This is a genomic window from Chitinophagales bacterium, from assembly GCA_020636495.1.
GTDB lineage: Bacteria > Bacteroidota > Bacteroidia > Chitinophagales > Chitinophagaceae > UBA5543.
The window spans coordinates 3,212,657-3,234,100 of record JACJXQ010000008.1 but is presented as its reverse complement, the minus strand read 5'-3'; the positions used below and the strand labels follow the sequence as shown (position 1 = coordinate 3,234,100).

The following is a 21,444-nucleotide window of genomic DNA, read 5'->3' as shown; positions in this document are numbered from 1 at the left end:
GAAGTTTAAATGTAATATTGTCAATCCTCTGACACACCACGTATACGCAGCGATTCTGTAGTTGGGTTGATCATCAGCGAATCCAGCGTAACTTTCTCAATAGCAGCGTTGTAATAAGTTCTAACACCCCTTGATCCCAGCACACCCAATACATTACTGCCCTTGAAATTGGTGTAGTTGGGTTGGATATTATCCCCTGTCAGGCCGCCGGCCTGACCCAGGTTGATGGTCTTGTAATAATATATTTCAGGGCTGGCAGCATAAATAAACAGGTCGCAACTGTCCATATATCGCTCGATATTTTCCGGTGCCGGCCCGATGGACGAGTACAGGAAACCATAAATATCAGAATTCAGAGTGCTCAGCTCGAAGCTGGAACCTGCTTTGGTTACAGCCAGTTCCTCATCAAATTTATAGTCTACATACCTGCGTGTTTTGGCGCCTGTTGTGATGTCTTTATCTACATAATTGAAGCGGATATATCCTTCTACCATCCTGCCATTGCGGGGCATGAAGGTAAACAGGCGGTAGCGCGATGTAGTAGTGGTTCTGGTAAAGGCTACTTTATACACCGCCAGGGTGAAATCCTGTATATAAAAGCCATCCAGGTAGCGGTTGGAGTCGCTGTTGACGATGCCTACCAGGTCAGACGAGTCTATAAGCCCTGTCTTTTTGTTGTTGATGATCATCTGGTACCAGCGCCTTGGGTTCAACGGAAGATCTTTATTTTCAAACTTGTACGCGTAGTTTGGCATGGTAAAGAACTGCTGTTCGCTGATTGCTGGCTCTTTTACATAATTCGCTCCTTCCTGGTTCATATCTACGCGGTTCAGCACTACGCTGCCGGTTATTTTGGTACGTGCACTGTCCCACTCATTCAGAGTCACTACCAGGTCGGCCTGGGGGTAGAAACTGCTGTCCGGCACTTTTGACATGTCTATGGCACTGCCATTCTCATCCATAAAGGCTTTTTGTATGCGGATATAGTGCACAGAGTCGGCCCTGTCTAAAATACCCGAAACGATGGTGATATTCCTGTAGGGTGCAGCAACCGTAAAATCTTCTTTACAACTGTACATCCCCATTAGTACGATGCCACACAAAGCGGTCAATAATAGTCTCATTGCTTAGCAGTAGTTATTTATTATAAGTGAGCAAAGATAAAATAATAGCCCAAAGTTTACGAAAATGATATACGAATGCGGTTTTTATGATATGTAGCTGACAAACTGATGTAGACGGAGGAGGGTAATGGTGTGTTACTTTAATTTGGTAATGGGGGAATGTGCTATAATGGCCGTATTTGTTAAGTAACGGGCCGTTTTTTCTTAAAATGTTAAGCATTTTATTTAACCGGAAGTTAGTATTTGTTTTTATTAAGTGACTGATATTCATCTGTTTGTGATTTAAGTTGTTAAGTGTTGTTAAGTAATTGATGATTGTTTTCGGCCTTAACGAGTTCGCAAGCTCAGTTGTTAAGTAATTGATGATTGTTTTCGGCCTTAACGAGTTCGCTGTGTTCGGTTGTTAAGTAATTGATGGTATTTCTCCTGTAACAACAGTGATTGAACTGACCAGCTAATTGAAGAGATACAACCAGTTATATAACATATGTTTAATGTATTAGTATGATCGGTACTCACTGCGATATATTTTAATTTTTATATAACAAATGTACGTAAATTTCTACATTTTTCAAAGTAAAATATCTTAATATCGGTTTTGTTACTATTATGGATCAGGGTTTAAGTATAAGAATGTCAACTATTTGTAAGCGTTTATTGCCTCCTGAGCTAATGATCTGTCATCTAAATGAAATTTAATTGTCACAATCTTAACTAGAAGCTAAACAAACGGGTGTTTCCCGGAAGATTCCCTTAATAAACCTTAATGAGAAATTAAAATAGTCTGTTTTTTAACTATCTTTAGCCCTTCACTCTAAAAACTTAAATATGAAGCGTATTTACTTATTAATGATCTTATTTGTTGCATTTGCAGCAAACTCCTTTGCTCAGAGAACATCTGACATAAAGGTTACTCTGGCTAGCCCGACCTCTTCTACTATCCTGACAGCCGGCGGCTCTTTCAACGTAGATGCAATTGTTACGAACCTAGGTCCAGATTCTATAAAATACACCGGAGACAGTATTTTATGGTATATGGCTATACAAAACAGCCTGGTAAACCTGTCTATTGGTGGCCAGAGCGGTACTACTTGGTTAAGGTACCATAAGCCTTTGAAAACAGGAGATACTTTACATATTACATTTACGGGCCTTACTCCAAGCAATTATACCGGTGCTGCTGACTCTCAAAGGACTTTCTGCTTCTTCGCATTTCCAAGAGGACCCCAGGGTGATACCATCGCAGACCCTAATATGACTCCGATCAGCACTTCTAACAACAGGGCTTGCGCTACTTTCCTGTGGAAAAAAACAGTTGGTATAGAAGATATCCAGGGTGTTGGTGCAAACAGTGTTAAGGTATTCCCTAACCCTGCTTCATACTATACCCAGGTTGCTTTCGAAAACAATTCTCCTGCTACTGTTAAATTGGTTGTGTTAGACGTTACAGGCCGTACTGTTCTGAATGTTGACAAAGGCACAATGAATGCCGGACAGCACAATTTCCGTGTTGATACAGACAAACTGCGCAGCGGTATATATGTTTACCAGTTGTATGTGGGCAGCGACCTGACAACAGGTAAACTGACCATTCAATAATATTGAATAACATAATTTCTAAAAGCCCTGTAAATTTTACAGGGCTTTTTTGTGTACTACATGTAACTTAGCAACATGGTTTTTTCTTCGAAGCTGATAGAGGACGCAGTAAATGAATTTGCCAAACTGCCGGGCATAGGCAAAAAAACCGCCCTGCGCATGGTGCTGCATTTACTGAAAAAAGAGACCGAAGAGGTAGACGCTTTTACGGAAGCCATATCGCGTATGCGGCACGAGATCAAGTTCTGTAAATCCTGCCACAATGTATCTGATAGTGAGCTGTGCGAGATATGTGCTAATAAAGGCCGTAACCATACACAGGTATGTGTTGTAGAGAGCATCCGTGACGTGATAGCCATAGAGAGTACCCAACAATATAACGGGCTGTACCACCTGCTGGGCGGTATCCTTTCCCCGCTGGATGGTATCGGCCCCGAACAACTGAATATTGTATCGTTGCACGAGCGGGTGGAGAAAAATGGTGTGGAAGAGCTGATCATGGCTTTGAGCCCTACTATTGAGGGTGATACGACAGTATATTACATAGCCCGCCAGATGAAGGATCTGCCGGTGAATATTACCACGATCGCACGTGGCATAGCCTTTGGTGGTGAGCTGGAGTATGCAGATGAAATGACACTGGCGCGTAGTATTGCCAAACGCCTGCCTATTGAGAATTATGTAAGTATGAAGGGATAACAGGAATTGCGCCTGTTGATAGTTACTCTAATATCACTTTCTCATTAGAAGGTGATACGTCTTTTACATTCGAACTTTTTACGTCGATTGACATGTTGGTGGGTGGCTGGGTATTATTGCTTTGTGGTGAAGTGGAAGAAGCCGGAAAATTAGTATTGCTGCCAGTTGGGGTATTATCTTCTGCAACGATCATACTTGCGCATCCTGTAGATAAGATAGCAGCAGATAATACTAAAAACAGCAGGTTGTAACTCCGAATCATACTTTATTGATTGAAGCACAAATATCGGTTAATTGAAACAATAATTATTCAATACAATAGTCAATTTTACTTTGGTAGAGGTACTATACCTCTACCAAAGTCTTTAAATACTTATTTACTTATACTATAGCTTACAGCTGTTTGAGGTTGTGTTGCAGCCATTGTTATATTAGCAGGCGCAGTCCCCGGCCTCGTATCAGTATGCAGGGTGCTTCTCATGCGCTCATCCCTTTGCATTCTATCCATAGCCTCATAATTTTCAACAGCAACAGTTTGGGCTTTGGCCGCGTCTGCCATATTGCTGTTCGCTTTTGTTTGAGCAGGGCTTGCTATTTCAGAAGCCCTTACGGCAGTCTTTTCCTGCGCGAAACCTTGTGCTGATATTGCTACCAAAGCAGCCGTAGCCAGTAATTGTAGTTTGTTCATAATTGTCTTTTTACAGATATAAAAACAAATACCATGCTAACTGAGTGGCAAGTAGAGGTATTTAACAATGTTTTATAAGAAACGTTCGCGCAGCTTTTTGCCCACAACCTTGTCTATCGGCAGACTGAAAGTATCTGGGGTAATGTCCTCTACTTTTATCCAGTGTGTATATTCCTGAGGGTTGGTATTGATGATATATGGGTCAGGATGCAGGGGCTCTACCAGGTAGTAGATACTTATCACCTGCGATTCGTCGAAATAAGATTCCTGGAAGAACTCGGTAGTGTAAAAATGTTCCAGCACTTTTATATCCAGGTTCAGCTCTTCTTTCCACTCCCGGTGCAGGCAGTTAATGACACCCTCCCCATATTCCAGCCCGCCGCCAATAAATTTGATGTAGTTCTTATTCCGGATGGTCTCTTCATTCACCAGTACACGGCCTTCGAGCATCCATATGCCATACACGCGTATGTTGAAACGTTTGCCGCTACTCATATCAGAACCAGCGTTTTTTGTTGAAATACAACGTCATAACAGTGGATACGATAAGCGATAGGATAACCGGGATGTAAAAGCTGAAATGCCCCTCCTGGTAGGGTATGGGCACGTTCATGCCATAAAAGCTAGCTATGAGCGTAGGTAATGATATAAGTATCGTGATACTGGTAAGGCGTTTCATTACCAGGTTCATATTATTGTTGATGATGCTGGCAAAGGCATCCATGGTACTGTTGAGGATGTTGGTATATGTATTCGCCATTTCATGCGCCTGTGAGAACTCGATGACAAGGTCACTCAGCAATTCGCGTTCTTCCTCGTCGCAATTAAGAAAATTGGTGCGCTCCATTTTCATCAGCAGTAACTCGTTGCTGCGCAGCGCCGTTACAAAGTACACCAGGCTCTTTTGCACACGCATCAGGTACAGCAGTTCCTCGTTACGGTTACTGTCATACAGTTTCTGTTCCAGTATGTTACGACGGTGGTTGATCTCTTTCAGCACTTCGATAAAGTCCATGACCACCTTCTCGAATATCTTCAGCACCATCATATTAGGGCGCTCAGGGTGGCGCTTGGCAAAAGTGTTCAGAAAACGGCGTATGGCAACGTTCTCAAACGAGTTGACCGTAATTACCTGGTTGCGCTCGGTAATGATAATAGATATGGGTATGGTCACATAATCGGCGTCACTTTCGTTCAGCGATTTATTCTCTACCGGGGTTTTCAGGATAATGAGCTTTACGCCGTCCTCTTCTTCATAACGGGCACGTTCTTCTATATCCAGTGTATCCGTCAGCAGGTCGCGTGGAATGTGCAGGTGCTCTGAGAGGTTGTTGATCTCATTCTCCTGGAAGGGTGGCGTCACATTGATCCAGTTGGCGCCTTCCGGCCCCTGTACCTCCTGGGTCTGACGATTGATATTTTTGAAATATTGTACCACGCCCTCGCGCTTGTGTTTATTGGCTTCGCAAAGGTAGCTTCTATATATTGTAAAGTAAACCTTTTGGCCGCTGTAAGGTATATTAATTTAAGTAAATGATTATCGGGCTGCGTTTCTTAATTTTGCAGCCACATTGTAATATTTATATATGAAGCAGCAAAGAAGATTAATGCCCCTGGACGAGTTCACTATCCAGGAAACAAGAAGGTTTCCCCAGGCAACAGGCGAGTTATCGGCCATACTCAGGGATATAGGCCTGGCCTGTAAGATCATCAATAAACAAGTGCTGAAGGCAGGACTGGTAGATATACTGGGCCAGCATGGCGCTACCAATGTGCAGGGTGAGGAACAAATGAAGCTGGACGTGTTTGCCGACGAGGCACTGATCAGTGTGTTGCGCAACAGTGCTGACTGTGCGGGTATTGCTTCTGAAGAGAATGATGATTTCATCGCTTTCGACGACGAATTTTCAATGAATTCAAAATACGTGGTATTGTTCGACCCGCTGGATGGTTCTTCTAATATCGACGTAAATGCTTCTATAGGTACTATATTTTCTGTGTACAAGCGTGTAAGCCCGCTGGGTGGTCCATGTACTAAAGAAGATTTTCTGCAGCCGGGCAACAAGCTGATGACAGCGGGCTATGTGATATATGGCAGCAGTACCATGCTGGTATATGCTACAAGGTTTGGCGTGAATGGTTTTACGCTGGAGCCTTCAATTGGTGAGTTTTGCCTGTCTCATCCTGATATGAAATGTAAAGAGGACGGTAAGATATATTCTGTGAACCAGGGCAATACCTGCAAGTATGACGATGGCATGAAAGCATACCTTGATTACTGCATGGAGGATAACAAGGCAGAAGGCCGCCCGTTCTCACATCGTTACATAGGCTCAATGGTGGCAGATATGCACCGTACGCTGATAAAAGGCGGTATATTCATGTACCCGGCAGATAAGAAGAACGCCAATGGTAAACTGCGCCTGCAATACGAGTGCAACCCTATGGGTTTCCTGATGGAAGCTGCAGGCGGTGTGGCTACTACAGGTAAAGAAAGGATACTGGATGTACAACCTACAGAACTGCACCAGCGTGTACCTATATTCATCGGTTCGAAGAATATGGTAGAAAAGGCGCTGAGCTTTGTAAAAGGTTAATCAAGACTATATAACTTTTAATAAAAAAAGGCGCTGATTGTTCAGCGCCTTTTTTGTTTTTACCTAAATACTTATTGATTTACGCAAATGTATTTCTTGCTGCAAATATTTCTTGCAACGGTAGGTGGTCTGCATAGTGTTTGCCATAATGTGCCAGCACTATTACTCCATCAGGATTAACCAAAAAATTTGCCGGGTGCAAATCTACCACACCATCTATACGCATATTCTTTTTGGTGTTTTTCATAGCCTTTGTCATCAACAAAGGTTTTGCTAAAAGGCGCAGTGCTGATACTGCAGAGCGATGCGTAACAACATAGGCTTCAAATAGTATTTGCTGCTTATCCGGTATCAGCGGAAAGCTGCCCTGATCATTATTAATATACTCTTTCATGCTTTCTGCTGTTGACGGCCATATGCTGTATATCTCTATGTTCTGCTCCTTGAATTTTGGGTAGGCCATCTTTAATTCATGTGTGCGGGTATTGCAAAACGGGCATGCCGAAAAGCGATGAAAAGATAAAAATGTCCAGTTGTCGTTTTTGCCTGTTTTATATTCCTTACCATACAGGTCTTTTGTTATTAATACAGGTGCATTATCCCCTTGTTTTAATAGCTGCATCAGGTATGTTTTTGTTTAGTAATATTTTTAGAATCAAAGCCTGTACTATCATCAATAGCGGAACGTATACTACTACTGTGAAGTAATTTACACCCAGATGCAATTCGTATACTTTCTCATACATAGCTACTGATAGTGCCAATATCATATCTGTTATGCTAATGATAGAGAATACCCATCCAAGAACAGTTGCAGTTTTGTATTGCATCCTAAGCATATAGAGTGTCGATAGTGCCAGTATGCAGGATAGCAGGTCGCCATATACGATTACTGCTTTTACGTCTTCAGGAAAATCAGTAGCAACCTGTCCCGGCATATATAAAGACATGGGCAGATATCTAAAGATGTTGATGATAAGTAAAAATGCGAACATCTTCATTTTATTGTCTTGAGTGATGCGCGGAATCAGGTACCATTTAGCCAGTGCAAAAAAGATGATCAGGCTCAGAATACATTGTATGGCTAATACTATTATTGGAAGCATGTTATTTATTGATTGGTGTTAATGATTGTAACTTTCTGCCTTTCGGGCGTAACATCCACGAAGCGCTTGCCAGGCTTGCTATCATGAGTGGAATGATGACCATTGCCGCTTCATCACCCATGCTATAACGTGAAAACGCAGCACCTGTCAGGTCGAATATTATACCGGCATAAGCCCATTCTTTCAGGCGTTTTGCTTTAGGTAGTAATATGGCCACGGCTGCCAGTATCTTCCATATACCAAGAATGATTTGAAAATAAGGTGGATACCCAAGGTGCGCCATATCTGCTGCTATATGTTGAAACGGTACAAGATTGCCTATACCTGTTATAATAAATGCTGCTGCTATAACTATTGTAGTCAGCCAATACGTAACTGTTTTGATTTTTGACATATTTACTACTTGTTTAATTATTATATTTTATGTTGGTAAGTGTTCACTAACAATTATTTGCAAATTTTTTAAATCAACTTGTTGATGGTCTTAAAAAAGTCTTTACAGTATTTATCCAGGTTGTTCATATTGCCTTCCAGCCTTAGCTGTAGCAGGTACATGCGGAAATAGCCCATTAACACCTTGCCCAGCTCATAGGCTGCTATATCGTTGCGTATTGTTCCGTTTGTTTGTCCCTGCTGAATCAGGGATTCCATTAATGAAAATTTGCGGGTCAGAATTTCGCTGATTTTTTGGCTGAGTCCGGCAATGTCTATAAAACTACCTTCGGAGAATAAAAGGAATACCAGCTCGGGGTAGTCCTCGAAAATGTGTTTGTGTATCTCAAATATGGTCTCTATTTTTTCTTTCTCATTTATTTCTGCAACAACTATAGATGCAATTTTTTGACCAATCAAACCTTCAAAATGCTCGAAAACTTTATGGATGATTTCGTCTTTGCCGCTGTAGTACCTATATAGTGCAGCTTCAGAAATACCGATCATAGCAGCTAGCCTTTTGGTAGTAAAGGCCTGTACGCCATCACTACCTATTATCCTTGCAGCTGCTTCTATTATTTCGGTTTTTCTATCCATGTTAGTTAGTATTCACTAACAAAGATATTCATTTCTTGTATTCTACGATAATAATATGCTGATAAGGCTATAGTAGAAGATTATTTATCAGGTAAAATTGCATGGGGTAGTATATCTTCAGCCCCAAGCCCATGGAGCAGTGCTGTAGATTATGCAGAGGGTATGGGGTTAATCCCGATTCTGTTTTTATAGGTTTTCCCCATTGATCGGTGTCGTCACCGAATCAATAAGCCCTCCCCAGCATCCTCTGTTTGCAACTCAGAATAATCTCCCCCCCCTCCCAAAACTTTTTTGTTAAAAATTTGGTGGTTCAAGAAAGTATTTAGATATTTGACTAATTAGATAATTATCTAAATAACTAAATATGGTAATTGTATGAACAATCTCTTTAAAGCACTGAACGACCAGACGCGCAGAGAGATACTGGAGCTACTGAAGGTGCGGGATATGACGGCTGGCGAGATAGCGGAACATTTCGATATCTCCAAGCCCAGCATCTCTCACCACCTGGATATACTCAAGCAGGCCGGTCTCATCAATTCCGTCAAGTCGGGCCAGTTTATTACCTACTCCCTCAATACCACGGTTGTGGACGAGATACTAAAGTGGGTATTGCAATTTCAATCGGAGAACACCGTAAAATTCAAAGCACATGCAGTCAAAAAATCCTCTTAGACATCTACTGGCAATGATAGTATTGCTGGTGCCGATGGCATATCTTGGTTATGTGTGGAATGAACTTCCTCCGCGCATAGCCTTGCACTTTGGTGCGTCCGGACAAGCCAATGGCTGGGGCGACAGGAACGGTTTGCTGGTACAAACAATTATTGTTACAGTAATTACACTTGTAGCCTATATAGTAGTAGTGAACGCGCATAAGTTAGATAAGAAAAGAACACATGGTGTTAAGCCACCTATGTTCGATACAATAGCTTTTGTGGCGGTTTTGTTCATGAGTATTATCTCATTGGCTATTATCATTAATGGTATCAATCCTGATGGTATGTTGTTCAATAAGATCGTGCTGCCTGCCACGGGAATGTTCTTCATATTTATCGGCAATGTTATGTACAGCATCAGGCCTAACCGTTTTGTAGGTGTACGCATACCATGGACATTGAATAACGATGACAACTGGAAACATACGCACAGGTTGGCAGGTAAACTGTTCTTTGCAGGTGGATTGATGATAACATTTGTTTCCCTCGTGTATAAAACTGAAATTGCCGCTATGTTCATGTCGGGTATTGTGCTGATAATACTGGTGATTACAGTGGGATATTCTTATAACTTTTACAGAACTACTCAAAAAAACAAAGCATAGAAAAAATGAAAAAACTCATCATGCTGCTGGCCGGCATTGTAACTTTCAATACAATTTTTGCACAGATAGACCTGAAAGGAAGCTGGCATGGAACGCTGAATGGCGTGAAAGACCTGGTTGTGGCGTTCAATATATCCGGAGAAAATAATGATTTGAAGGCAACGCTGGATGTGCCTATGCAAAATGCCAAAGATATGCCTTGCACATCGGCAAAACTCAGCCACGATACGCTTATTGTAAGCATGACCAATATCAATGCAGAGTATATAGGCAAGGTAATAGATGTAAATAAGATAGAAGGCCTGTGGACACAGAATGGGTTAGGAGTGCCACTGAGCCTGAAAAGAATGGAAGGCAGGGTACAGCTCAATCGTCCGCAGACACCTAAGCCTCCTTTCCCTTACAATAGTGAAGATGTTTTGTTTTATAATAGTACCAAGAGTATGGAGTATGGAGCTACTATTACGACACCTAAAGATGATAAACAACATCCGGCATTGATACTTATATCAGGTTCGGGCGCACAAAACAGGGATGAAGAGATCTTTCAGCATAAACCATTTGCTGTTGTTGCGGACTACCTGACCAGGCGTGGTTATGTGGTGCTCAGAGTTGACGACCGAGGTACCGGGCGCACAGGCGGTAGCCGTGTTAACGCAACATCAGCTGATTATGCAAAAGATGTACTGGATGCTATTACCTACCTGAAAACACGAAAAGAAGTAGATAAAAAGAAGATTGGTCTGTATGGCCACAGTGAGGGTGGAATGATAGCCCAGATGGTAGCGGCGGATAATAAGGATATAGATTTCATTATCTGTATGGCCGGCCCAGGCATAAAGCTATCGCAGGGAATGGTAGAGCAGAATATTGCTGTACTGACAAGCATGGGCCTGAGTGAGGCGGCTGCAAATAGCTATGGAGAACTGTATAGTGCTCTTGTGAATGATGTATTGGTATCGAGTAAAGAAGAACAACTGATAGAAAAAATGAAGGTAAGCATCGATAACTGGATGGCTCAGGCTGATTCTCAGGTTGTATTACAGACAACAGGTATTCATGATAGTGCATCCCGACAAGTGTTTATTGATAAATTTGTAGAAGGAGTATGGAATAAGTGGATGACCTATTTTCTGCACTACGACCCGCAACCTGTATTGGAGCAGCTGCGTTGTAAAGTACTTGCATTGAATGGTGACAGGGATATGCAGGTAATATCAAAGTCGAACCTGCCCGGCTATGAAAAAGCATTGGCCAAAAGCAAGTCGAAAGTATATGAAACAAAAGAAATACATGGTGTCAACCATCTCTTCCAGGAATGTAATACCTGTACCGTTCAGGAATATGCAGAGCTGGAACAGACCATCAAACCCGAGGTACTGAAGATAGTAGGCGACTGGCTGGACAAGAACGTTAAGTAAACATTATTGAATAAGATAACAAAGGGCGACTGATGTCGCCCTTTGTTATAATGTCTTCAGGTATTCTATCACTGCACTCCGCTCTTCATCGCTTAATCCATCGCCAAAGTAGTGCCCGTAATTGCCGTAGCCGGGCAATGTAGTATCATACACTTTCTTTTTATCAGGACCATCATGTGCTATGTATTTCCATCCAACTGATACGTAATCATATTCCGGGTTTTTATAGTCCCTGCTCCAGTAAGCCGGGCGTTTGCTGCTGTTCAGCATAGCCTCAATAGTGGGTACGGAGCCATTGTGCATATAAGGGGCTGTTACCCATATACCGTCCAGCGGAGGCGCTATGTACCCTTTAAACGGGACAAGTTGTGCCGGGTTCTCACCTTGTACAAACCAACTATTGTTGAACCAGTCAATGAATGGCTTGTTCTCGATAAATGCATTGCATAGCACTGAGTCTGTCTGGACTATAGATGTGGGGACCAGCAGGTTGGGATACTCCCCATTATCTCCATAAGTGCCGTGACAGCCACTACAGTTGTCGTTAAATATATGCCACCCTTTTTTTGCCAGCTTTTGGTTAATGTCTTTAGGATAGGCTGGTGGTTGCAACGACCTGATGTAAGCCAGCACATCGCTAAAATGGCTACTCACCTCACGTGCCTCAGCGGTATCTTTTACAGTCAGTAAATTAGATAACATCAAAAATTTGCTAAAATCGCCACGACCAAAACCTGTATAGAACATAGCATTCTTCTTTTTCATCAGCCACCATGCGGGTACGTCTGTTGGTATGATAGCTTTGGGCAGTGTAAGCATCGTACTATCATTCCACTCCAGTGTTTTAGGGTCCCTGTGCGCCGCAAGGACAGCCGCTAAGCCATCTGCAGGATTTATACCACGCACTTCCGTTTCCAATAAGGGATAGGTAGCTGCAAACGCTGTAAGGAAAGGTTCTGCCGCTTCATATTGTTTGGGTGCCATTGCCTTCAATACGCTTATACGTGTTTTTACATCCCTGTGCGATGTTTTGCTGAAGTCGAGCGTAGTATTGCCCAGCCCTATCACCAGTTGTCCGTCAAATTCTTCGGCATGGCATTGCAGACAGGTGGGTATCACCATCTCAATACCGTTCTTTTCTACCATGTTATATCCATGCGCCAGCGTGGCATTCTTGCCTTCGCGCTGGAGGTAGTTGTTTTTGTCTTTGCCATTAGTAGCAATAAAGGCGCCATAGGGCAGGCCACTTTTTAGGAAGTCACCAGTAGTAAGGTAGGTATACCCTTGTTCCGCATCACCCTGTTGCTGTGGATTGGCAGGTAGGGTTGTAATACCATTATCGTAAGTACCGGTAAAGGCCAATATTGCGGGGGCAAGAATGCATATCGCTGCAAGTATCTTTTTCATATGCGGGGCTGTAAATGCTGTATATGAAATTAGGTAATGGATACCGGAATAAAAAAGCACCGCTATGTTAAAACCACGGCGGTGCTGTTAAAGTATTTCTAAGAAAATATTACTTGCCGTCTATTTTCACTTTTTCGTGCAGATCTACATCTACCAGCACACGGCCGCAGTGTTCGCACACGATGATCTTCTTGTGCTGGCGGATCTCTGACTGGCGCTGAGGAGGGATGACGTTAAAGCAACCACCGCATGAGTCGCGCACTACTGGCACAACAGCCAGCCCGTTGTGGTAGCTGCCACGGATACGCTCGTATGCTGTCAGCAGGCGTGGGTCAACTTTTTCTTTTGCAGCTTCAGATTTCTCTGCAAGCATTTTTTCTTCTTTATCAGTCTCAGCTATGATCTTCTCCAGTTCTGCTTTCTTTTCCTTCAGCCTGTCTTCTACATCCTGTATTTTACCCAGGGTATTTTCTTTGGCTGCGTTGCGGTCGCGCATCTCGTAACCTGCATCTTTAATGTGCTTGTCGTTCAGCTTCACTTCCAGCTCCTGCATTTCCAGCTCTTTGTTGATGGCTTCAAACTCGCGGCTGTTCTTCACGTTGTCCTGTTGCTTCTCATATTTCTTGATCAGCTCCTGGGCTTCTTTCTTAGCTTCTGTTTTCTGCTTTACAAAGCTGTTGATGCTTTCTATTTCAGCATCTATGTTGTTGATACGGGTCTGCAGGCCTTCGATCTCATCCTCCAGGTCTTTCACCTCCATTGGCAACTCACCTTGCAGGGTTTTGATCTCGTCTATCTTTGAATCGATCTTTTGCAAAGTAAGCACTGCTACCAGCTTTTCTTCGACCGAAAACTCTTTAACTTTTGCCATATATTAATAATAATAATTTACCGGATTTGTTGATAAACTTGATAAAAGAGTGGCAAAATTAGGAAATTTTCTATTAATAATATCTCTGAATATTTCCGAGGTAAATTGTTCACTCTCGTAGTGCCCGATGTCGGCTATGACCAGGTGCCCGTCCGCATCGAAGAACTGGTGGTATTTATAGTCGCCCGTGATGAAAAAGTCGGCCCCGGAGCGGATGGCATCCTTCAGTAAAAAACTGCCCGAACCTCCGCAAATAGCCACTTTGCGCACTTTTTTGCCCTTCAACGCAGTATGCCGGATCACTTCTGTATGCATGTTTTTCTTTATGTGTGCCAGGAAGTCCTGTTCGTCTATCGGCTCTGCCAGCTCGCCTACCATGCCTGCGCCCAGGTCCTGGTTGGGGTTGCGGAGGGTTACCAGCTCGTAGGCTACCTCCTCGTAAGGGTGGACGGCAAAGAGCGCTTTCAGCACCTGTCCCTGGCGGGCTTTGTCTACCAGCACCTCTATTTTTACCTCTTCCACGACTTCTCTTGGTCCGCCCGTCTGCCCGATAGCGGGATTAGTACCCTCGCCGGGACGGAAAGTGCCTGTGCCGGGCGTATTGAAACTACATTCGTAATACCTGCCTATCTCGCCCGCACCTGCCGCAAACAGGGCATCTCGTACCTTATCCGCCGTATCTTTTGGGGCGTAGGTGTACAGTTTCAACAGGCTTTCACCCATAGGGGTGAGTATCGCCGTGTTCTGTAAACCCAGCTTTTCGGCTATTTTGGCATTTACGCCGTGGCGCACATTGTCCAGGTTGGTATGGCAGGCGTATATGTTGATGTCATTCTTTATAGCCTTCTGCACAATACGTTCAATATAGTTGCGGCCGCTTATCTGTTTCAGCCCGCTGAAGAGGAGGGGGTGGTGCACTACCACCATATTCATGCCCTTTTGTATGGCCTCGTCCAGGATAGCTTCGGTCACATCCAGGCTGATGAGCACGCCTCTGGCCTCGTCGTTGGGGTTGCCTATCTGCAGCCCGCTGTTGTCGTACCCTTCCTGGTAGATGGGCGGGGCAAATGTTTCAATAGCTTGTATGATGTCTTTTATCTGCATATCAGGTTAAAAGTAAAGAGTTAAAAGGTAAAATGGTGTCATTCTGTATCGTTTTGTATCGGGTTCGGGTAGATATAAATCCCTCTGACCTACCCTCAGCTTCAGCGGGATCTTATTCCGGGGAGTAAATAGGATTTGTTGCCTGCCGGACCGGACGTCGTTCGGGCTGGTGTTTTGTTGTTCGCGAGTTAACCACCCCGATTGGCTCACACTCCTTTGAGGTGTTCGCCAATCACCCCTCCTAAAAACAGGAGGGGAGCCAATCATCTTTTGTTGTGTCCCGATAGCTATCGAAATCAGATACCTGAAAACTGCCGCTATTTTGTTAAGTAGTGTATTGGAGGGTTTAACTGACGGCAATATCGGGCGTTTGCAAGTAGTTGTTTGTGAATAAGTTACAGCGCAATTGTTAAGTAATGTTAAGTGAAGCCATGTTTTTCCTGTACTTAACATTTCATAAAAAGCCCCTTTTCCAGGGGCGGGAGTATCATCATTATGTTGCGGTGTATCAGGATAAGGGTTTTATTTTTCATGGTTGGCTTTGTGATATGATCATCAGGTTCCTCATTGCAGAACCCGATAATCTTGTCAATTAAATAATGACAAAAATACAAATTATATATTTTTTAGCAAATTAAATAATGATCGTATTCTGTGTGCGTGTATGGTTGTGGAAACGGCGGTAAGGTTTGTACAGGATAAAAAGCCCGGGGCAAGCTTACAGTTGTTTGCTGTGAACTTGCCCCGGAGCAGGTATGCGCCCTGTATTCATGGTGTGGGAAAAGAAGGTTCTTTTTAATGAGCCCGATGCAGCGGTGCATAGCTGCATCGGGCTGTCTTCATGGCTATATAGCAATTACAACTACATTATTCTGAATAACATAGGGATAGTTGCCGGCAGGGATCATAGCCGGGCAATTTGCACCTAATGCAGCTTGCTCTTGCGGTGTGAAATAGTAGTCGGCGGACAGTGACAGGAAGTTGCCGACAAATACCTGGTTCCAGTTGGGGTCAGTTAATGTAGATGCAGGCAGTGCGATGGTGAGGCTGCCATTGTTATTGAAAACACCGCCTTCGCCTGCTTGTAATAAACCGGCATCTGCGGTAGAAGACAGCGACCAGTCCATGCGAATCATGATATTGCAGATATGCTTAGGGCCGACACAAGAATACGCATGCGTGTAAGGGTCAATTTCGAGGATACCTTTAGCGATGATGATAGATAAACCAATAGCGTTTGCCTGCCCGATAACTGTCGTAAAACAGATCATTAGTAACAAAAATACCTTTTTCATACTGATAATACTTTTATGTGGTTCCTACTCTTTTGTCCGCTTTTCGGAAGCCGCGTACAAGATATCCTTAACTACTACAGATATATTGTACCACAAATATTGGGAACATACACGCAGCAGCCGTCATTAATAAAATGGTATTGTGACTTACTTTTTGAGGGGGGATGTCTGAATCAGGACTTGCAGGATAAAAGGATTTGCAGGATGTTGTTTGACGGGGTAGCGTTGTAAACAGAGGGCGAGATGTGGTATTACGCAAGTCAGGGGACTACGCTGAACAAGAAGACGAGATGCGGTAATACGCAAGTCGGGGGACTTGCTGCCGAAGCTATGTAGTCAGGCGACTACGCCGAACAGTGGGAAAGAGCGGGTACACGTATTTTTACCGCAGATTTTAATAATTTCATCTTACTGAATATAACCCTCAAACAAAGATTATGAACCGTTCGGGATTTTTGAGCACTTTGCTGGCTTCCATAGCTATAGGCAGGCTGCCGGTATCACTTACCAAAGACTTCAGAAAGATATACCTGTTGCAATGCTTTGTTGCGGGTTTCCGCCACTATGATGGTATGCAGTTGCTGGACCGTATGAATGAAGGTGACCTGCTGGAACTGGTGCGCGAGCCGGGCAACACATATGATTCCTGCGCCATTGCCCTGCACTGGCAGGGGAGAAAGATAGGTTTTGTTCCGGCATCTGTCAACGAGATGCTGAGCTATCTTTTAGATGCAGACGCATTGAGCCTGTTCGCCGTTATCACACACCTGGAGAAGCAATCTCAGCCGTGGGAGAATGTTGCTGTTGCCGTGTATTTTGTACAGGAGGTAAATAAAGCGTTGCCTGCACATGCCAGCTACCTGACGCGTATTGAAGCGCCACACTACCGTACATTAGGCAAGGGTCATACAAAAACAAAAGAAGGTCCTGATATGGGTGACCTTTTTGATAGTACAGAACGGGTGATAGACCTGGATGCTATACCGCAAGAAAAAGAAGAAGTGAAAGCATACTTTGAAAAATACTATCCGCAACATGCCGTTGAGATGGACAAGCCGGGCAGGTATGTGCGTGTAAAAGACGACGGCATATTTACTTATATGTACGAAATAAGCGAAGAGGTAAGGCGTGTGCTGAACAAGAAAGGTGAGGAACTGCTGGAGTTTTTTATTGAATGAACACATAGTAGTTCAGTATGATATCCTTGCTTCCCTGTTGCATATAGAAACTTACGAAACAACTATCACCTTGATTTTAGCACATTCTCTATTATATTTACCCTACTAAAATTTTAACCCTTATGTTTAAAAAGATCCTGTTTGCCGCGGTGCTGGCATGCGCTGCTTTTGTGGGCAAAACACAAACCCTGGCCGATGTGAAACAAAGTGAGAGCCTTACGTGGTATGGCATCGACTATTCACAAACCCGTTTTCTGAACTTCGGTGCTTATATGAGCGATAAGACCGTTCGTAAAGGCCTGAACCGCTGGAGCTATAATCCTTTTGGTGGCGATGATATGGACTCATGGAAAAAGAAGTACAGGAAAGACGACCTTAAGGTAGAGAATAAGATGTCTGCCAAAAGGAACGAAGATGCCAAATATGACGAGCATATGGGCACAGAACCGTTCGAGATGACAGAGGATGATATCAAAAAGATAGTGTCTGAATATGATATTACCGGCGAAGGTTATGGCTTGTTGTATATCGCCGAGTGTTTCAACTACCTGAGCAGCAAAAAAGCGTATATGTGGGCGGTGTTCATCAACAAGAAAGACAAGAGCGTGATAGACGCGCAAAAGACCACTACGGAAACCTATGGTGACTGGGCGCTGGCCGTGACCAATACGCTGAAACAAAGCGCCAAAGCACTGAATAAGGCCAAGTAAGACAAAGATGATATTTGACCCCGATAACAGAGTGGTGCAACTATGTGCCGAAGGTATAATAACGGAAGGTACGGGCGATATGGCTCGTGCGAGAGAGTATTATCAGCAGGCATGGGATATTGCGGGTGATTATTTTGAACGGTTCACGGCGGCGCACTACCTGGCACGCAATCTTGACGATACGCAGGAAGAACTGAAATGGAACGACCTCTCTTTGTTATATGCACTTAAAATAGAAGACCCCGGTATAAAAGGAGCATTGTCTTCGCTATACCTGAATATAGGCAAGAGTTATGAAAAGCTGCATGACATAGCCGCCGCAACAACAAATTACCAGCTTGCCGCAGAATATACCAGGCACTTGCCTGATGATGGTTATGGTAAAATGATACAGGGTGGTGTAGCTGAATCGCTAAAACGTGTAGCCGATGAAAACGAGTAAACAACTGTTACCGCAAACCATAGACGAAGTAATAACCGAGTTGGAAAGCATACTGGAAGATTGTACCCGCACGAGCAACCGTGCGGGCTTTTTCGCTGCATTGTACCATAAGGTCACCTGTAGGGTGAAGGATGGAATAGCCAACAACGAATTTGAGGATGGTGCCCGTATGGAACGGCTGGACGTATTGTTTGCCAACAGGTATATTGAGGCATACCATTTATGGAAAGACGGCGGGCGGCCAACAGCCAGTTGGCAGGTAGCTTTTGATGCGACGAAAAGCAGGAACAAGTTGTTGTTGCAACACCTGCTGCTGGGTATCAACGCACACATCAACCTTGACCTGGGTATTGCTACCGTTGAGACATTGCAGGATAAGGAAATGAACACGATGCTCAGTGACTTTAATGGTATAAACACCATACTGGCATCGTTGTCTTACGGGGTAATGAATGATATCACTAAAATGTCGCCGTTACTATCCTTCCTGGGTTTTCATGCATCGGGCAACAACTCTATACTGGTGCAGTTCACCATCAATAACGCGCGGGATGGTGCCTGGATGTTTGCCAACGAGCTGTATAGCAAAAAGGGAAGTGATGAGGTAGATGAATGCATAGCTACCCGCGATAAGACCATTGCGCAACTGGCAAATGGGCTGACGCAGCCTAAGGGCGTGCTACGTTTCACTACGTGGCTTATACACTTGTTTGAGTGGAAGAAGGTAGCCAATATCATTCATGAGCTGCGTTACTATCGAAAAACATATATCCACGTTAATAAACCCGTGTCATGAGCCAATATCCTGAACTGACATATAAAATGCTTGGGCATCCGGTTGTAGAAGCTTTCAACTATAATGATGCGGTAGACTGGGCTATACAAATGCTGGAAGCGGGATTTGAGACACCGGGGCTACTGCTTTTGGCTGGTACAGACAAACCAACTGATTATTTCGAAACAGAAAAACTACTGGAAACGACGTTGAACGAATTGGGCATAGCTGAACCTTCAGAAGAAAATGCTATAATAGCTTATGCCGCGTACCATGCATTGCAAATACGTTCGGGTAAGGATATACAGCTTAACCTGTCTGCGTTGCATAACCTGTCATTTGCAGCGGATGAATCGTTTCACAGGATGTCTGATTTCAGTTTGCTGTATGATGCGTGGACGCATATAGACGACTTGTTTTATGCGCAGATATACTGGCCCGATGTAAATGCGGACAATATAGAAGACATAACAATTGAATGCGCCGAAGCATGGCTTGATGAACATGAAGATGTCATCCAATCACTATTGCAATAACTATACAGCCTCCGCCAGTTTATTATACCTGTTCTTGTATTCAATAGGCGATAGCCCTGTTATCTTTTTGAATGTAGTACGGAATGCTTTGGTATCGCTGTAGCCTACTTCGTACATAACTTCGCTTACCGTTTTGCGGCTGCTTTCCAGGTTCTTTTTGGCTGCTTCTATCTTTACACGTTGTATGTATTCCTGTACTGTATTGGCAGTAGCTTTTTTGAAACGTCGCTCCAGGCTGCGGCGACCCAGTGCAAATGTACTGGCCAGTTGGTCGACAGACAGCTTCTCGGTGTAGTTCTTTTCAATATATTCCTGTGCGGCGCGGATGTCGTCATCTTCGTGGTCCTTTTGCCCGTTGAACATGATGAACCTTGACTGGTTGTCGCGCTCTATTTCTATCGCAAACACTTTTGCCAGTGACAGTGCCATTTCGCGCCCGGCAAACTTCTCTACAATATGCAGTATCAGGTTGAGGTAAGAGAACGCTCCGCCGCTGGAGTAGATGCCACTATCTTCAGTGATGATCTTCTCTGTTACGAGGTTCACTTCAGGGAACATCTTCCTGAATTCGTTTTGTGCTACCCAATGCGTTGCGCAGCTCTTGCCATTTACCAAACCTGTAGATGCCAGCAGGAAGGCGCCCACGCAAAGGCTGGCTATCTCTGCGCCTTGTGCGTATTGTTTGGTTATCCATGGGGCAAAGTCTTTGTTGATATCTATAGCTTCTCCAAGGTCGCCATCTACAGCAGGAATGATAACAAGGTCGGTCTTATTCACCTCGCTGATGGTAGCATCCGCATTGATGGTGAACAGCCCGCCTGCGGCAGGAGTAGACTTATCGAGCCCTACCAGTTGTATGTGAAACAATGGAGGTGCGCCCTGCTGTGCCATAAAGTTGTTGGCCATCGCAAATATCTGCCTTGTTCCTTCCATGCTGGCGAGAATGACTTTTCTTGGTATAAGTATAGATACGTGTTTCATGGTTCAAATATAGATAAAATGCATGTCGTAAAAAGCCCCCGAAGTTGGCGCATTTTCACTCTATGAATTAGAAATGGAAAAAGTACGTTTGCAATGTCAACATTATACAAAAGAAAAACAAGAAGAGAATGAACAGACAAATATATGTGAACCTGCCGGTGAAGGACCTTGATATAACGATGAAATTCTATAGTGCGCTGGGCTTTTCATTCAATGAGCAGTTTACAGATGAGAAGGCGGCTTGCATGGTTGTAAGTGATAACATCTTTGTTATGCTGCTGCGAGAGGAGTTCTTTAAAACATTCACGAAAAAGGAAATTGCCGACGCGACAAAAAATACAGAAGCAATATTAGCAATATCGGCAGAAAGCAGGGAAGAGGTAGACATTGTGTTGAACAAAGCATTGGCTGCAGGGGGCACATCGCCTATGCCATCGCAGGATCACGGCTGGATGTATGGCAGGGGCTTTACAGACCCAGACGGGCATATGTGGGAGATAATATACATGGACCCTGCAGGACCAGCGGATAACTAAAAATAATTTATCAATCATTTAA

The 21,444-nt window shown here is 43.7% G+C and carries 26 protein-coding genes; 12 read left to right on the top strand and 14 right to left on the bottom strand.

Annotated elements, in window-relative coordinates:
- Window positions 1-20: 20 nt before the first annotated feature.
- Window positions 21-1,124, bottom strand: coding sequence for a hypothetical protein (locus tag H6550_14500; GenBank protein MCB9047341.1), 1,104 nt, complete (start codon window positions 1,122-1,124; stop codon window positions 21-23).
- 828 nt (window positions 1,125-1,952) lie between these two features.
- Between H6550_14500 and H6550_14495 the strand changes: the two genes are divergently transcribed.
- Window positions 1,953-2,723: a T9SS type A sorting domain-containing protein gene (locus H6550_14495; protein ID MCB9047340.1), complete on the top strand. Its 771-nt coding sequence runs from the start codon at window positions 1,953-1,955 to the stop codon at window positions 2,721-2,723.
- Window positions 2,724-2,798: 75 nt separating this feature from the next.
- Window positions 2,799-3,422 (top strand): recombination protein RecR, encoded by a 624-nt coding sequence (gene recR, locus H6550_14490; GenBank protein MCB9047339.1) that lies wholly within the window; start codon window positions 2,799-2,801, stop codon window positions 3,420-3,422.
- 22 nt (window positions 3,423-3,444) lie between these two features.
- Here the strand turns inward: recR and H6550_14485 are convergent, their stop codons facing one another.
- The 4 genes from H6550_14485 to H6550_14470 all read right to left on the bottom strand — a co-directional run bounded on the left by H6550_14485 (window position 3,445) and on the right by H6550_14470 (window position 5,548).
- Window positions 3,445-3,684: a hypothetical protein gene (locus tag H6550_14485; GenBank protein MCB9047338.1), complete on the bottom strand. Its 240-nt coding sequence runs from the start codon at window positions 3,682-3,684 to the stop codon at window positions 3,445-3,447.
- Window positions 3,685-3,795: 111 nt separating this feature from the next.
- A complete protein-coding gene (locus H6550_14480; GenBank protein MCB9047337.1) occupies window positions 3,796-4,110 on the bottom strand; it encodes a hypothetical protein in 315 nt (104 codons plus the stop codon).
- Between the two features lie 72 nt (window positions 4,111-4,182).
- Complete coding sequence (locus H6550_14475; GenBank protein MCB9047336.1) at window positions 4,183-4,605, bottom strand: NUDIX hydrolase; 423 nt, start codon at window positions 4,603-4,605, stop codon at window positions 4,183-4,185.
- Window position 4,606: 1 nt separating this feature from the next.
- Entirely contained in the window at window positions 4,607-5,548 is a 942-nt protein-coding gene (locus tag H6550_14470) for a magnesium transporter CorA family protein (GenBank protein MCB9047335.1), read from the bottom strand.
- Window positions 5,549-5,696: 148 nt separating this feature from the next.
- Between H6550_14470 and fbp the strand changes: the two genes are divergently transcribed.
- Entirely contained in the window at window positions 5,697-6,707 is a 1,011-nt protein-coding gene (gene fbp / locus H6550_14465) for a class 1 fructose-bisphosphatase (protein ID MCB9047334.1), read from the top strand.
- Window positions 6,708-6,786: 79 nt separating this feature from the next.
- Here the strand turns inward: fbp and H6550_14460 are convergent, their stop codons facing one another.
- The 4 genes from H6550_14460 to H6550_14445 form a co-directional block, all read right to left on the bottom strand.
- Window positions 6,787-7,329 carry a redoxin domain-containing protein gene (locus H6550_14460; protein ID MCB9047333.1) on the bottom strand — a complete coding sequence of 181 codons (543 nt, stop codon included), beginning with the start codon at window positions 7,327-7,329 and terminating at the stop codon, window positions 6,787-6,789.
- On the bottom strand, window positions 7,304-7,813 hold the full coding sequence (locus H6550_14455) for a hypothetical protein (GenBank protein ID MCB9047332.1): 510 nt from the start codon (window positions 7,811-7,813) through the stop codon (window positions 7,304-7,306). Before H6550_14455 ends, H6550_14460 begins: the two co-directional genes overlap by 26 nt.
- A 1-nt stretch (window position 7,814) precedes the next feature.
- A complete protein-coding gene (locus H6550_14450; GenBank protein MCB9047331.1) occupies window positions 7,815-8,207 on the bottom strand; it encodes a DoxX family protein in 393 nt (130 codons plus the stop codon).
- A 68-nt stretch (window positions 8,208-8,275) separates the two neighbouring features.
- Window positions 8,276-8,842, bottom strand: coding sequence for a TetR/AcrR family transcriptional regulator (locus H6550_14445; GenBank protein ID MCB9047330.1), 567 nt, complete (start codon window positions 8,840-8,842; stop codon window positions 8,276-8,278).
- A gap of 375 nt (window positions 8,843-9,217) precedes the next feature.
- Between H6550_14445 and H6550_14440 the strand changes: the two genes are divergently transcribed.
- Genes H6550_14440 through H6550_14430 form a run of 3 tightly spaced genes read left to right on the top strand, consistent with a single transcriptional unit; the run spans window position 9,218 to window position 11,587 of the window.
- Complete coding sequence (locus H6550_14440) at window positions 9,218-9,517, top strand: winged helix-turn-helix transcriptional regulator (GenBank protein ID MCB9047329.1); 300 nt, start codon at window positions 9,218-9,220, stop codon at window positions 9,515-9,517.
- The gene (locus H6550_14435; protein MCB9047328.1) at window positions 9,495-10,166 is read left to right on the top strand and encodes an SdpI family protein; all 672 of its coding nucleotides are present in this window, start codon (window positions 9,495-9,497) and stop codon (window positions 10,164-10,166) included. The genes H6550_14440 and H6550_14435 overlap by 23 nt, the downstream gene beginning before the upstream one ends.
- A 5-nt stretch (window positions 10,167-10,171) precedes the next feature.
- Window positions 10,172-11,587 (top strand): alpha/beta hydrolase, encoded by a 1,416-nt coding sequence (locus tag H6550_14430; GenBank protein ID MCB9047327.1) that lies wholly within the window; start codon window positions 10,172-10,174, stop codon window positions 11,585-11,587.
- Window positions 11,588-11,632: 45 nt separating this feature from the next.
- Here the strand turns inward: H6550_14430 and H6550_14425 are convergent, their stop codons facing one another.
- From H6550_14425 to H6550_14410, 4 genes are all read right to left on the bottom strand, one after another.
- Window positions 11,633-12,994, bottom strand: coding sequence for a c-type cytochrome (locus tag H6550_14425; GenBank protein MCB9047326.1), 1,362 nt, complete (start codon window positions 12,992-12,994; stop codon window positions 11,633-11,635).
- A 109-nt stretch (window positions 12,995-13,103) separates the two neighbouring features.
- Window positions 13,104-13,865, bottom strand: a complete 762-nt coding sequence (locus H6550_14420) for a hypothetical protein (protein MCB9047325.1) — start codon at window positions 13,863-13,865, stop codon at window positions 13,104-13,106.
- Window positions 13,866-13,868: 3 nt separating this feature from the next.
- The gene (locus tag H6550_14415; GenBank protein MCB9047324.1) at window positions 13,869-14,969 is read right to left on the bottom strand and encodes a Nif3-like dinuclear metal center hexameric protein; all 1,101 of its coding nucleotides are present in this window, start codon (window positions 14,967-14,969) and stop codon (window positions 13,869-13,871) included.
- A gap of 845 nt (window positions 14,970-15,814) precedes the next feature.
- A complete protein-coding gene (locus H6550_14410) occupies window positions 15,815-16,264 on the bottom strand; it encodes a hypothetical protein (protein MCB9047323.1) in 450 nt (149 codons plus the stop codon).
- A gap of 437 nt (window positions 16,265-16,701) precedes the next feature.
- Between H6550_14410 and H6550_14405 the strand changes: the two genes are divergently transcribed.
- The 5 genes from H6550_14405 to H6550_14385 all read left to right on the top strand — a co-directional run bounded on the left by H6550_14405 (window position 16,702) and on the right by H6550_14385 (window position 19,905).
- A complete protein-coding gene (locus tag H6550_14405; GenBank protein MCB9047322.1) occupies window positions 16,702-17,442 on the top strand; it encodes an HIRAN domain-containing protein in 741 nt (246 codons plus the stop codon).
- Between the two features lie 122 nt (window positions 17,443-17,564).
- The gene (locus H6550_14400; protein ID MCB9047321.1) at window positions 17,565-18,152 is read left to right on the top strand and encodes a hypothetical protein; all 588 of its coding nucleotides are present in this window, start codon (window positions 17,565-17,567) and stop codon (window positions 18,150-18,152) included.
- A 7-nt stretch (window positions 18,153-18,159) separates the two neighbouring features.
- Window positions 18,160-18,594 carry an rRNA adenine methyltransferase gene (locus tag H6550_14395; protein MCB9047320.1) on the top strand — a complete coding sequence of 145 codons (435 nt, stop codon included), beginning with the start codon at window positions 18,160-18,162 and terminating at the stop codon, window positions 18,592-18,594.
- Window positions 18,581-19,390: a hypothetical protein gene (locus H6550_14390; GenBank protein MCB9047319.1), complete on the top strand. Its 810-nt coding sequence runs from the start codon at window positions 18,581-18,583 to the stop codon at window positions 19,388-19,390. The genes H6550_14395 and H6550_14390 overlap by 14 nt, the downstream gene beginning before the upstream one ends.
- Entirely contained in the window at window positions 19,387-19,905 is a 519-nt protein-coding gene (locus tag H6550_14385) for a hypothetical protein (protein MCB9047318.1), read from the top strand. The genes H6550_14390 and H6550_14385 overlap by 4 nt, the downstream gene beginning before the upstream one ends.
- On the opposite strand, the gene H6550_14380 is transcribed toward H6550_14385, so the two are convergent.
- A complete protein-coding gene (locus tag H6550_14380) occupies window positions 19,906-20,886 on the bottom strand; it encodes a helix-turn-helix domain-containing protein (GenBank protein MCB9047317.1) in 981 nt (326 codons plus the stop codon).
- A gap of 128 nt (window positions 20,887-21,014) precedes the next feature.
- On the opposite strand from H6550_14380, the gene H6550_14375 reads away from it, so the two are divergent.
- Window positions 21,015-21,422 (top strand): VOC family protein, encoded by a 408-nt coding sequence (locus H6550_14375; protein MCB9047316.1) that lies wholly within the window; start codon window positions 21,015-21,017, stop codon window positions 21,420-21,422.
- Window positions 21,423-21,444 lie beyond the last annotated feature (22 nt).